The organism is Altericroceibacterium xinjiangense, assembly GCF_003958635.1.
Taxonomy (GTDB): Bacteria; Pseudomonadota; Alphaproteobacteria; order Sphingomonadales; family Sphingomonadaceae; genus Altericroceibacterium_A; species Altericroceibacterium_A xinjiangense.
The window spans coordinates 66,566-78,788 of sequence record NZ_RSEK01000002.1 but is presented as its reverse complement, the minus strand read 5'-3'; the positions used below and the strand labels follow the sequence as shown (position 1 = coordinate 78,788).

Here is a 12,223-nt window from a genome sequence, read left to right as displayed (position 1 = left end):
TTCACCTAGAGACTTGTGCCCCCTGTCACAAGGCATGAGCGACACACAGGCCATCCGCGCCGTTCCGCTCTCCAGCCTTGGCCGAAGGATGCGGCGTCACGAGCGTTGTGGCGTGCACGCCCAGATTGCCTCATGGCTAACAGGGGGAGAGGTGGGAAATGGCTTGGCGTGGAGGCGACCTGCTGCAAGCGGACGCCGGGGAGCGAATGATGAAGGACCAAGGTTTCTGCAGATGGTTCGGCAAACAGCCAGGTCGGCCGGTGCAGCCCCGCGCCTTCCAATTTCGCCGAAAACGCCATCCGCTCAATGGCTGGAGGGCTCTTTCGCCTGCTTTCCTGCGCAAAGGGGTTCCCGCTCTCGTACTGTTCTGCGCAGCATGCGGCGACCCGCCTGACCAAAGCTCGGAAGGAACGAGCGGCTCAGAAGTACCGGTGATTCAGGCAGGCGAGCGGTTTACCTGCACGCCGTCCCGCGTGTGGGATGGAGATGGCCCGGTCTGGTGCGAGGAAGGACCACGCCTGCGGCTTTCCGGCATTGCGGCGCGAGAGATCGATGGCGGCTGCCGATCGAACCAGCCATGCCCGGAAGCGAGTGGTGTCGAGGCACGGGATGCGTTGGTGGCGCTGCTCGGCGACCGAACAGGAGAAAGTCGATACGGGCACGTAACAGTGCAAGGGCCGGTACTGCGCTGCCTTTCTACCGGCGACGCCGTGGGGGACAGGACGGGGGCCTGGTGCGATTCGCCAGATCATGGCGATCTGTCCTGCGCAATGGTGAAAGGTGGATGGGCGCTGCGATGGGACCGCTACTGGGGGGATCACCGCTGCTGAACAGGCCGGCGCCTGTACGTTGCGCACTCAGATCGGGAAGTAGCCGCCGCAACGAAGCCGGAAGCTTCGTTGCGCTTTACCCTTGGCGGCGTCGGGCCCGGCACGCTCTCCCAGTGCCGGTAGGGCCCCCACTCGGATCTCCCGTCCTATGGGTGACAACGACCAATTTATGTCGGTTCGGCGGAACGTCAATATAGGTAAATGCCGCGGAATGCTGCGGCGTACACCACGCGAGGCTTGCTGCGGCGCAATCTTTCAACTGCGTCCAATCATTCCAGCAACTTAGGAAAACCGCCCCCTGATTTCTCAGGATAGACAGTGACGATTTTTCTTTCGCTTTATCCGCGTTCCAGCGGGAGGCGCCTGCTGTTCCAGTTCGCGGAAGGGAGATGAAAGGTCCTCCGCGTCCCGGTGACTGCCTGTTGAACCGCCGTAGGACAGGACTGCGCTAGGTAGTAACCACAGGGCAGGAACCTGCTCCATCCGCGCTCATTGAAGGCGCTTATAAACCCCAAGGAACCTCATGACCTCGCCCCCCCGGACTTCCCGTCCCCGCGAGGTCATTTTTTTGACTGCCTAAGGTCTTCCCACAAAGCTGCTCGGACCCGACAGCGCCAGCGGCGTTCCATAACCGGCTTGGCCACGGAACCAGGCTTGAGACCTTGGCTTCAGAAAAGGCGAATGGTGGACAGGGCTGGATTCGAACCAGCGTACGCTTGCGCGGGCAGATTTACAGTCTGCTGCCTTTAACCACTCGGCCACCTGTCCACATCACGCCGGTGCGGGGTTGCCCGCGAGGTGCTGTTCTGTTCGGAGAGAAGCATCTCCGGCCGAGTGCCGGGGTCCATGGCGAAGCTGGGCTTGCGTGTCAATGGGGCGACTGGCAGGAGCGCGGACCAGAAGGGAATATCATGGCAAAACGCGGTGAGAAAAAGGCCCTGCGCGGTCGCGCAGGACGAATGCAGGGCGGCCGCGGGTCAGGCCGCGCCAGTCAGGGCCACGTGCGCCTGTGGGGGCGCCACGCAGTGGAAGCTGCCCTGAAGAATCCGGATCGAGAGCACCGCAAGCTGTGGGCCACCCGCGAAGCGATCGCCTCACTCGATGGTGAGCTGCCTGCCGATTTCCCGATCGAGTACGCAGACGGCACCGATCTGGCGCGACTGGTGGCACGTGACGCGCCGCATCAGGGACTGGTACTCGAATGTGAGCCGCTGCAGGACCTTCATCTCGACGAGGTACTCACGAGCGATCCCGCACGGCCGCTGGTCGTGCTAGACCAGGTAACCGATCCCCATAACCTCGGCGCGATCTTGCGTTCCGCCGCCGCATTCGATGCCGCTGCCATTATCACGCAGGATCGGCATGCCCCGCCGGAGAGCGGCGTTGTGGCGAAATCCGCATCCGGGGCACTGGAAATTGTCCCTTGGGTGCGTGTCGTGAACTTGTCCCGGGCGCTGGAGGACATCGCCGAGGCTGGATACTGGCGAATCGGACTGGCAGGGGAAGGCGCGCAGACGTTTGGCGAGGCTTTGCCTTCAGGGCCAGTGGCACTGGTGCTCGGTGCGGAAGGAGAAGGTTTGCGGCCGAACGTGGCGGATCACTGCGACGCCCTGGCTCGCCTGCCGATCAGCGAGGCAATGGAAAGTCTCAACGTCTCCAATGCAGCCGCGATCGCGCTTTACGCGGTGGCGACTCGCCGCGCCTGACGCACACCTCGCAGAGACAAGCGACTGAAGGCACACACGTAAACAAAAAGGGCCGCTACCTTCCGGCAGCGGCCCTTTTTTTACCCAACTGGAAACGGCTTACTGCACCGCGTCCTTCAGGCCCTTGCCGGGCTTGAACTTCGGCTGGGTGGAAGCCTTGATTTCCATCGGTTCACCCGTGCGAGGGTTGCGGCCGGTGGACGCCTTGCGCTTTGCAACGGAGAAGGTGCCGAATCCGACCAGACGCACTTCGTCGCCGTTCTTCAGTGTACCGGTGATCGCGTCGAACACCCCATCAACCGCCTTGGTGGCATCGCTGCGCGAAAGGCCACTGGAATCCGCAACGGCTCCGATCAACTCGTTCTTGTTCATTTCAGAAAACACCCCCTCAATCAGCTAGGCCTGTGACGAAAAATCCACTGTCTGAATCGCGGTTGCGATGTCGCGACTTGAGCGAGTTTTCCGCCGCCTGTCTAGGGCAAAACCACGCGAAAGCGTGCTTCAACGCGCAAACACTTATTTCCCGGCGACCAATCGCACTCCAGCCGCGGTGGGACCCAGCGAGACGAGCTGGCCCGGCAAAGCACCGACCTTTGCTGCCCTAGTGGGCAACGCTGGCGGCGCCGCTTGCAACGTGCGGAGGGCTCGGCTGGCTCGCGAGATCATCCGCCTCTGTCCACTCGATCGGAGCGGGCAGTGCTGTGAGCGCACGTTCCAGCACCTGATCGACATGCGCTACGGCAATGATATCAAGACCTTCCTTCACGTTATCCGGTATCTCGACCAGATCCTTCTGGTTTTCCTCCGGGATGAGCACCGTCTTGATCCCGCCGCGCAGCGCGGCAAGCAGCTTTTCCTTCAACCCGCCAATCGGCAGAACCCGACCCCGCAGCGTAACCTCACCGGTCATGGCGACATCGGGACGTACCGCGATGCCTGTAAGGGTCGAAACGATCGAAGTGACCATCCCGATGCCTGCGCTTGGCCCATCCTTGGGTACAGCCCCTTCCGGCAAGTGGATGTGGATGTTCTTCCGCTGGAAGATCGAGGGCTTGATGCCGTACGCCGGCGCCCGCGCCTTCACGAAGCTGAAGGCAGCGGCCACGCTTTCGTTCATGACTTCACCGAGCTTGCCGGTCGTCTTGATCTCCCCCTTGCCCGGGGTAGTGACGCTCTCGATCGTCAGCAGCTCGCCCCCGACTTCGGTCCAGGCAAGGCCGGTTACCGCACCCACCTGCGCTTCGTCGTCGGACATACCGTGGCGGAACTTCCGGACCCCTGCAAAGTCACCGAGATTGTCGGGCGTGATCGTGACCTGGTCCGCGTCGCCTTCCAGAATCTTGCGCAACGACTTGCGCGCCAGCCTCGCGATCTCACGCTCCAGCGTCCGCACGCCGGCTTCGCGCGTGTAATAACGGATCAGGTCGCGCAATGCCGGCTCAGCCAGTTCGAACTCGTCCTTCTCGAGTCCGTGCGCCTCCACCTGCTTTTCAATGAGGTGGCGCTGCGCGATCTCGACCTTTTCGTCTTCGGTGTAACCTTCCAGCCGGATGATCTCCATCCGGTCCAGCAGCGGCTGCGGCAGGTTGAGCGAGTTCGCCGTGCAGACGAACATCACGTCGGACAAGTCGATATCCAGCTCAAGATAATGGTCCTGGAACTTAGAGTTCTGTTCCGGATCGAGCACCTCAAGCAGAGCCGACGCGGGATCGCCGCGGAAATCCTGGCCCAGCTTGTCGATCTCGTCGAGCAGGAACAGAGGATTGGACGTACCGGCTCGCCGCAAGTTGCTGACGATCTTGCCCGGTAGCGACCCGATATAAGTGCGCCGGTGACCGCGAATCTCCGCCTCGTCGCGCACACCGCCAAGGGACTGGCGCACGAACTCGCGCCCGGTCGCCTTGGCAATCGACTTGCCCAGGCTGGTCTTGCCGACGCCCGGCGGGCCTACGAGGCACAGGATCGGGCCCTTCAGCTTGTTGGTGCGTGCCTGAACTGCGAGATACTCGACGATCCGGTCCTTCACCTTGTCCAGCGCGTAGTGATCCTCGTCGAGGACTTCCTGCGCCTTACCGATGTCCTTCTTCAGTCGGCTCTTCTTGCCCCACGGCAGGCCGAGCAGCACATCGAGATAGTTGCGTACCACGGTGGCTTCCGCGCTCATCGGCTGCATCGTGCGCAGCTTCTTGAGCTCGGAAGTTGCCTTGGCCTTCGCTTCCTTGGACAGCTTCAGGGATTCGATCTTTTCCTGCAGCGTGGCGAGCTCGTCACCCTCGCCTTCGTCACCGCCCAATTCGGACTGGATCGCCTTCAGCTGTTCGTTGAGGTAATACTCGCGCTGCGTCTTCTCCATCTGGCGCTTCACGCGGCCGCGGATCTTCCGCTCCACCTGCAGCACCGACAGTTCGCCTTCCATGATCGAATAGACCATTTCCAGCCGCTTCAGCGGATCGGGTTCGGTCAGCAGCGACTGCTTCGTCGCGACTTTCGCTGAAAGATTTGCAGCGATCGCGTCGGCCAGGCGGCCCGCGTCGTCGATCGCGGAAAGCTCTTCCTCAAGGTCCTCGGGCAGCTTCTTGTTGAGCTTGGCGTAGTCCGCGAACTGCTCTAGCGCGGAGCGCATCATCGCCGCGACCTCGTTGCCCGACGCAGTCTGTTCTTCCTGCATGTCGACATCGGCGATCATGCAGCCGCCTTCCTCGCGCATCGTCTTGAGCGTGGCGCGGCTCTGCCCCTCGACCAGCACGCGCACCGTGCCGTCGGGCAGCTTCAGCAACTGCAGAACCTGCGCGACCACGCCGACGTCGTAGAGATCGTCACGCGCGGGATCGTCACACCCGGGATCGAGCTGGGCGAGCAGGAAGATGTCCTTGTCCGCTTCCATTGCCGCTTCGAGTGCGGCGACCGATTTCTCACGGCCGACGAACAGCGGCACGACCATGCCGGGGAAAACAACGATGTCCCGCAGGGGAAGGAGAGGGAAGGAATTCATAAAATCAGACAGTCCATTGCTGGCGCGCCGCGGCGCAGCCCATTTGCTTGCAACCGAATATGGGGTGCGGCGCAGGACGCTGCAATGCCGGAAGGCCACCTAGCGGGAACCCCCGTCAGGATGGCAAAAGCGGTCGGTGCTCAAGCCGCAAGACCGGAGAAGTCCAGGCCTTGCGGCTTGATAGGCCTGGTTCAGCCCATTCCGGGAAAGTTGAAGCCGGGCGGCAAGCCGATGCCCTGCTGGATGCGGCTCATTTCGGCGTTGGCGGCGTTGTCCGCCTTGGTCCGCGCGTCATTGAATGCAGCGGTAATCAGGTCTTCCAGCACCTGCTTGTCGTTCGGCACGATCAGGCTGTCGTCGATCGATACACCGAGGATACGCCCCTTGGCGGTGGCACGTATCTTTACCAGACCTCCGCCAGAGGACCCTTCCACTTCGACGGTGTCGAGCTTGGCCTGAGCCTCGCCCATCTGCTTCTGGATCGTTTCGGCGGCCTGCTGCGCGGCCTGCAGCATCTCTTCCATCGATTTCATGCTCGTCTGCTCCAGTTGCGATCGCCTCGCGGCGCTTCTTCGGCTTCGATCAGCTCTGCCTCCGGGAAGGCCGCGAACGCAGCCTCGACCAGCGGAGAGCGACGGATTTGCTCTTGTTCGGCAGCCTTGGCGGCTTCCGCCTGCTCACGCAAGCTCAGCGCTCCCTCACCCGCGCCGCGTTCGGCGTCCCACCTCTCGCCGGTGACCTGCCGCAGGGCATCGCGGATTTCCGTCCCCGGGTCGTCCGACATGCCCGGTGACAGGGCATAGACCAGCCGTCCCGGAACCAGTTCGATCACCCTGATCCAGTCGCGCATCACTTGCGCGACACGGAGCTGGCCGGTGGATTCCACCTGGTCGCACAAAGCCCCCCAATCCAGAGCGACAGGAGCTGCCGCGGAAGTGCCGACTTGCGCGGGAGCCTGCGCGGCAAGCGCAACTCCGCCTGCGGCCATTTCATCCAGCTTGCGCGCCAGTTCACCCGGATCGGGCATGGCGGAAGCATGGAGCACGCGCAGCAAGGCCATCTGCGCCGCAACCAGCGGATCGGGCGCGCCGCGCACTTCCTCGTACCCTTTCAGCAGCAATTGCCACAGCCGATGCAATTGCCCGGCCGACAGCTTGCCCGCCCAGTCTTCGAGCGTTTGCTGTTCCTCCGGACTGGCCGCGTCCCCGGCGCCGCTGATCTGCGCGACGGTGATCCGGTGGACCAGTTCCATCGTTGAGCGCATCAGCGCCACCGGCTCGATGCCGAGGGCGTACTGCCGGGCGACTTCCTCCAGCATCGCTTTCGGCTGGGCTTCGAGCAGGGTGGCGAAGAGCCGGCGCTGCGCACCCTTGTCCGACAGGCCCAGCATGTCGCGCACCCGCTCCGCAGTTACGGTGCCGCCCGTCTCCAGGTCCGCATGGGCAATGGCCTGGTCGAGGATCGACAGTCCGTCGCGCACCGACCCGTCGGCGGCCGACGCGATCATCTGCAGCGCCTCGTCTTCTGCCCCGACTCCTTCCTGCTCGCAGATCTTCCCGAAATGATCCTGCAGCAAGGACGTGGGGATGCGCCGCAAGTCGAAGCGCTGCGTGCGGCTGAGTACCGTCACGGGCAGCTTTTCGACCTCGGTGGTCGCGAACAGGAACTTCACGTGCGGCGGCGGTTCTTCCAGCGTCTTCAGCAACGCGTTGAACGCGTTGCGCGACAGCATGTGGACCTCGTCGATGATGTAGATCTTGTAGCGTGCCGAAACGGCCGCATAGCGCACAGCTTCGATGATCTCGCGCACGTCGTCCACGCCGGTGTGGCTTGCGGCGTCCATCTCGATCACGTCGATGTGGCGGCCTTCGGCAATCGCGCGGCACGGCTCACACCGGCCGCAGGGATCGATCGTCGGTCCGCCCTGCCCGTCAGGCCCGATGCAGTTCAGCGCCTTGGCGATCAGCCGCGCGGTGGACGTCTTGCCGACCCCGCGAACCCCGGTCATCAGAAAGGCGTGGGCCAGCCGGTCGCGCGCGATTGCGTTGGCCAGCGTGCGAACCATCGCATCCTGGCCGATCAATTCCGCGAACGTCTGCGGCCGGTACTTGCGGGCGAGCACGCGGTAAGGCTGAGCCGCCTCCACCGTTGTCGTTCGGGATGCAGAAGCGGGCGGCGCCTTCGGCGGCTGCGGAGCGGTGTCCGGCGGAGCGAACAAGGCCGACTGGCCTGCCGCTTCCAGTTCGGCAGCCGTCGGTTGCGGGTCGTCCGCGTCCTCGGGCCGGGTATCGCCGAATGTCTCGCCTGAATCGTCCATGCCCCGGAAGGTAGGGGCTGGCGAGCCGATTGTCATGAGAGCGAATCAGAGGAGAAGCGCTTCTGCGCTAAAAAGGAGCCGGGCGACCCGCTGCCATCCGTTGTGGCTGCTTCCTTCCGGACCTGACCAAGTTGGCGGACGCGAACGTCCACCCGACTCCCGCAACCTGTATGGCGGGTAATGGGCGGGGTTTCAACCCCTTCCCATCAGACCCTCCCCATCAGGCCCTTCCATCAAGGCAAACCTACCGGAAGTTGTCCGCGTAGGCCTGGAGCTTCAGCCGGCGGGGCGGCGACTGGTGGACCATGGCATCGATGCCGTACTTTTCGGCGTAGGCCTTGGCTGCCTCAAGGTTGGGGAAGCTGAGCTGGATCTGGCGGCGGGTATCGCCGCTGCCCGCCCAGCCCATCAGCGGATCGGCGCGCTGCGCCTCCGCGGGCACAAAATCGAGTACCCACTGATCGGTGAGCGCCTTGCCCGATTGCATCGCGTTTTTCGGGCGCTTGAAGATACGAGCCTGCATGGGGGTGCTTTCCTGCTATTCGAAGGCGAAATCAAGAGCGCTCGAACGCATTCTTCGTCTTGAGACTGGCGACTTCGGCCCAGGGTTCATCCGGCCAGCGGTGCCTGGGGTACCGGCCCTTCATCTCCTTGCGCACGTCCTGCCAGCTTCCGCGCCAGAAGCCGGGCAAGTCGCGGGTCGCCTGGATCGGCCGCCCGGCGGGGCTGGTCAGCTGGAGCAGCAGCGGCGTGGTCCCGATCATCGGCTGACGGTCCAGTCCGAACAGCGCCTGGACCCGCACTTCGACCGAGGGGGCACCCTCCCCCGCATAGTCGATCGCGTGCCGGGTTCCGGCGGGGGTGGCGAATTCACGCGGGGCCAGCTTGTCGAGCCGCTGCCGCGTGTCCCAGTCGAGCATCCCGAGCAACGCGTCCGTCACCGCGCCTTTGGGCACGGCCAGATCGCGGCGCCCGGTGAGCAACGGCGCGAGCCACTGATCCGCGGTCTCGGCCAATCTTTCGGGCTGAAGCGCTTCGATGCCTGCAAAGCGGGCGCGGGCGATCAGTTCTGCAGGAAGGATCTCCCCCAGGTTTTCCCCGGCGTTTCCCACAGCTTTATCCACAAGCAGCGCGGCAATGGCATCCTCGTCGGGGCGCGAGTCGGGCCCCGTGGCGAGCGTAATCGCGCCGAGCCGCCGTTCCAGCCGCGCTTCAAGGCGGTCCCCGGTCCAGCGGAGGGTCGAGCGCCGCTCGACCCGGCTGGACTGCCACTGCTCCACTTCTGCAGTCGTCAGCGGCACCGCGGCCGTGATCCGCGCTGCTTTTGCTTGTCCTTGCGCATCCCCGATGGCGAGCCATTCCGCCCGGGCCAGCGGCGACGCCGGATCGAGCTGGTAGCCGCGCCCGCCGGCCGAGAGCCAGGTTTCCCCCGACGCATCGCGGCGGCGGGCGAGATTGTCGGGCAACGCCGTCGCGAGGAGAATGCCGGGGGGAACCGCCTCCCTCCCCTTCTCCTTGCCGGCGGGGACCTGCGCCCTCGCGCGCTTCGCCCAGCCGTCCGCCAGCTTGCGCGAGGCATCGGCGCGCGGGCTTCGGTCCGCGTTCCAGCGAGACAACCGGGCGCCGAGGTCCTCCCCTCGCCCGCCGAGGCCGCGTTCCTGCAGCAGGAGCGCCAGCCGGGCGGCGTCCCGTTCCGCCGCGTGCTGTGCGCCGAACAGCAGCATCGCAGCTTGCCACGGCGCCATCGGCAGGGCGGCGATTTTCTGCCCGTGCGGCGTGATCCGGCCGTCCGCATCGAGTGCGCCGAGCGTCTGCAAGCGCGTGCGGGCAGCGGACAGCGCCGTCTCCGGCGGCGGATCGAGCCACGGCAGCGAGGCGGGGTCGGCCACGCCCCACTGCGCCAGCGCAAGCGTGAGCGGGGCCAGATCGGCGGTGACCATTTCCGGCGGATCGAACGGCGGGCGCCCGGCGTGTGCGGCTTCTTCCCACAAGCGATAGGCGGCCCCCGGCCCTTGCCGCGCGGCGCGGCCCGCACGCTGGGCGGCCGAGGCCTGGCTGGCGCGGTGGGTGACGAGATGGGTCGTGCCCGCCGCCAGATCGAATTCCGCGCGCCGGGTAAGCCCGCTGTCGACCACCACCGAAACGCCTTCCAGCGTGATCGAGGTTTCCGCGATGCTGGTCGCCAGCACGATTCGCCGCCGCCCTTGCGAATCGCGCCGGATCGCCATGCGCTGCGCGGCGGGATCGACTTGCCCGTGGAGCGGGAGGATGAGCGCTTCGGCGAGGCGTTCGACCAGCCGTTCCCGCGTCCGTTCGATCTCCCGTACGCCGGGGAGGAAGGCGAGGATGTCCCCTTCCTCCTCTCGCCAGGCGGTGAGGATCGCGCTCGCCATCGCGTCTTCGATGCGCAGTTCAGGGCGGCTGCCGAACCATTCGATCCGCAAGGGGTAGGCCTTGCCTTCGCTTTCGATCACCGGGGCATTGCCGCCGAGCAGACGGGCGAAGCGCGCGCCGTCGATGGTGGCCGACATCACCAAGATCCGCAGGTCTTCCCGCAGGACCGCCTGGCTTTCCAGCGCCAGCGCGAGGCCGAGATCGCTGTCGAGATGCCGTTCGTGTGCTTCGTCGAACAGGATGGCGGAGACGCCGGAAAGCTCCTGATCGGACAGGATCTGGGAGACGAAGATCGCCTCCGTCACAACCATGATGCGGGTGGCGGCGGAGCGTTTGCTGTCGAGCCGGGTGAGGTAGCCAACCCGCTCCCCCACAGGTTCACCCAGCAGGCTGGCGATCCGTTCTGCCGCAGCGCGGGCGGCGACCCGGCGCGGGCTGAGCAGGATCACCGTGCCGCTGCACCAGTCCTGATCCAGCAGAGCCGGAGCGACTGCGGTGGTCTTGCCCGCGCCCGGCGGGGCGATCAGCACCGCAGAGCTGCGCTGGCGCAGCGCTGCAAGCACGTCCGGGAGGACCGCGTGGATCGGCAGGTCGTCGCTCATGCCGCGGACCGAGGTTGACACACCTGACATGTCCTACACCCCGGTGTCACCCGACTTTTCCTCACGGTTTCAGTATCTTGGTGCTGAAAAGTGACGCCTCTCCCCACGCGAGGAAAATAAAATGTTCTTTCCCGCCGGCGCAACAATGATGCGCCGGCGGGAGCGGCCGGAGACGCGGCGGGGAAGAGAAAGGCGCAGGCATTCGATTCGTCTGCCACCGTCTGCCCGGTGTAGGGAAGCGGCGGCGGGTTCAGCAGCCGCGCCGGATCACGAACTGCGCCGGATCACGAACTGGGCCGCTTCGATCATGGCGGTGCGGGCCTTGTTGTCGGGGAAGATCGACAAGGCATCGCAGGCGCGCTGGATGAAGTGGCGGGCGCGTTCCCGGGTGGCGGCGACCGCATCGTGGCGCCCGATCAGCTCGATCGCATGGGCCAGATCCTCATCCGAATTGCGGAAGCCCGCAATCGCATCCTGCCAGAACCGGCGTTCTTCGGCGTCCCCGCGCGCATAGGCGAGGATCACCGGCAGGGTCATCTTGCCTTCGCGGAAATCGTCGCCCTGGTCCTTGCCCATTTCGGCCCGGTCGGAATCGTAATCGATCGCATCGTCGACCAGCTGGAAGGCGATGCCGAGATTGCGCCCGTAATCGTCGAGCGCCTGCTCCTGCGCTTCGCCGCATTCGGCGACCACGGCCGCGATCCGGCTTGCAGCGGCGAACAGCGCGGCCGTCTTGGAGCCGATGATGTCGAGGTAATGTTCCTGGGTGGTTTCGATCTTGCGCTGGGCGGTCAGCTGATCGACTTCCCCTTGCGCGATCACCGCGCTGGCGGACGAAAGGATCTTCAGCACTCGCAGGCTGCCGTCTTCGACCATTAGCTCAAACGCACGCGAGAACAGGAAATCGCCCACCAGCACCGTTGCCGGATTGCCGAACACGATGTTTGCGGTTTCCCGGCCGCGGCGAGTTTCGGACCCGTCGACAACGTCATCGTGCAGCAGGGTAGCGGTGTGGATGAACTCGACCGCGGCGGCCAGCTTGTGGTGGCGCGTGCCCTGATACCCGACCAGTTCCGCCCCGGCGATGGTCAGCATCGGGCGCATTCGCTTGCCCCCGCCCGAAATCAGATGCCCGGCCAGCGCCGGGATCAGCGGAATTTCGCTTTGCATCCGATCGAGGATCACCGCGTTGACCGAATTCATCGCGGTCGCGGTAAGGTTGAGCATGGGAGCCAGCGAGGGCTCCTTCCGGGGCAGCGTGGCGACCTGTGCACTCATCGCCCGTGCACATGGAGCCCCTGCCCGCACTTGGCAAGCGCGCAGTTGCTGCCTTGCGCTTGGCAAGCGCCCAATTGCTGCTAGCGTGCGCGCATGGCCAGCCA

At 65.0% G+C, this 12,223-nt stretch carries 9 protein-coding genes, 1 tRNA gene and 1 other RNA gene; 2 read left to right on the top strand and 9 right to left on the bottom strand.

Annotated elements, in window-relative coordinates; all coding sequences use genetic code 11:
• Nucleotides 1-431 precede the first annotated feature (431 nt).
• A complete protein-coding gene (locus tag ELY13_RS02555; RefSeq protein ID WP_126172324.1) occupies nt 432-830 on the top strand; it encodes a thermonuclease family protein in 399 nt (132 codons plus the stop codon).
• A gap of 682 nt (nt 831-1,512) precedes the next feature.
• On the opposite strand, the gene ELY13_RS02550 is transcribed toward ELY13_RS02555, so the two are convergent.
• Nucleotides 1,513-1,598 (bottom strand) — tRNA-Tyr (locus tag ELY13_RS02550).
• A 143-nt stretch (nt 1,599-1,741) separates the two neighbouring features.
• On the opposite strand from ELY13_RS02550, the gene rlmB reads away from it, so the two are divergent.
• Entirely contained in the window at nt 1,742-2,536 is a 795-nt protein-coding gene (gene rlmB / locus ELY13_RS02545; protein WP_126172323.1) for a 23S rRNA (guanosine(2251)-2'-O)-methyltransferase RlmB, read from the top strand.
• Nucleotides 2,537-2,635: 99 nt separating this feature from the next.
• On the opposite strand, the gene ELY13_RS02540 is transcribed toward rlmB, so the two are convergent.
• From ELY13_RS02540 to ELY13_RS02505, 8 genes are all read right to left on the bottom strand, one after another.
• Nucleotides 2,636-2,908: an HU family DNA-binding protein gene (locus tag ELY13_RS02540; RefSeq protein ID WP_126172322.1), complete on the bottom strand. Its 273-nt coding sequence runs from the start codon at nt 2,906-2,908 to the stop codon at nt 2,636-2,638.
• Between the two features lie 229 nt (nt 2,909-3,137).
• Nucleotides 3,138-5,528: an endopeptidase La gene (gene lon / locus ELY13_RS02535; protein WP_126172321.1), complete on the bottom strand. Its 2,391-nt coding sequence runs from the start codon at nt 5,526-5,528 to the stop codon at nt 3,138-3,140.
• Between the two features lie 191 nt (nt 5,529-5,719).
• On the bottom strand, nt 5,720-6,061 hold the full coding sequence (locus tag ELY13_RS02530) for a YbaB/EbfC family nucleoid-associated protein (protein WP_126172320.1): 342 nt from the start codon (nt 6,059-6,061) through the stop codon (nt 5,720-5,722).
• A complete protein-coding gene (locus tag ELY13_RS02525) occupies nt 6,058-7,845 on the bottom strand; it encodes a DNA polymerase III subunit gamma/tau (RefSeq protein WP_126172319.1) in 1,788 nt (595 codons plus the stop codon). Before ELY13_RS02525 ends, ELY13_RS02530 begins: the two co-directional genes overlap by 4 nt.
• Nucleotides 7,846-7,913: 68 nt before the next feature.
• An RNA gene (gene ffs / locus ELY13_RS02520) (signal recognition particle sRNA small type) lies at nt 7,914-8,008 on the bottom strand.
• A gap of 81 nt (nt 8,009-8,089) precedes the next feature.
• Nucleotides 8,090-8,368 carry an ETC complex I subunit gene (locus ELY13_RS02515; RefSeq protein ID WP_126172318.1) on the bottom strand — a complete coding sequence of 93 codons (279 nt, stop codon included), beginning with the start codon at nt 8,366-8,368 and terminating at the stop codon, nt 8,090-8,092.
• Between the two features lie 31 nt (nt 8,369-8,399).
• Entirely contained in the window at nt 8,400-10,841 is a 2,442-nt protein-coding gene (gene hrpB, locus ELY13_RS02510) for an ATP-dependent helicase HrpB (protein ID WP_126172317.1), read from the bottom strand.
• Nucleotides 10,842-11,108: 267 nt separating this feature from the next.
• Nucleotides 11,109-12,119 (bottom strand): polyprenyl synthetase family protein, encoded by a 1,011-nt coding sequence (locus ELY13_RS02505; protein WP_126172316.1) that lies wholly within the window; start codon nt 12,117-12,119, stop codon nt 11,109-11,111.
• Nucleotides 12,120-12,223 lie beyond the last annotated feature (104 nt).

What these genes read in the sequence shown, in the direction of transcription:
- rlmB (WP_126172323.1), top strand. Translation starts at nt 1,742, where the DNA reads ATGGCAAAACGCGGTGAGAAAAAGGCCCTGCGCGGTCGCGCAGGACGA.
- ELY13_RS02530 (WP_126172320.1), bottom strand. Translation starts at nt 6,061, where the DNA reads ATGAAATCGATGGAAGAGATGCTGCAGGCCGCGCAGCAGGCCGCCGAA.
- ELY13_RS02525 (WP_126172319.1), bottom strand. Translation starts at nt 7,845, where the DNA reads ATGGACGATTCAGGCGAGACATTCGGCGATACCCGGCCCGAGGACGCG.
- ELY13_RS02505 (WP_126172316.1), bottom strand. Translation starts at nt 12,119, where the DNA reads ATGAGTGCACAGGTCGCCACGCTGCCCCGGAAGGAGCCCTCGCTGGCT.
- ELY13_RS02515 (WP_126172318.1), bottom strand. Translation starts at nt 8,368, where the DNA reads ATGCAGGCTCGTATCTTCAAGCGCCCGAAAAACGCGATGCAATCGGGC.
- hrpB (WP_126172317.1), bottom strand. Translation starts at nt 10,841, where the DNA reads ATGAGCGACGACCTGCCGATCCACGCGGTCCTCCCGGACGTGCTTGCA.
- lon (WP_126172321.1), bottom strand. Translation starts at nt 5,528, where the DNA reads ATGAATTCCTTCCCTCTCCTTCCCCTGCGGGACATCGTTGTTTTCCCC.
- ELY13_RS02540 (WP_126172322.1), bottom strand. Translation starts at nt 2,908, where the DNA reads ATGAACAAGAACGAGTTGATCGGAGCCGTTGCGGATTCCAGTGGCCTT.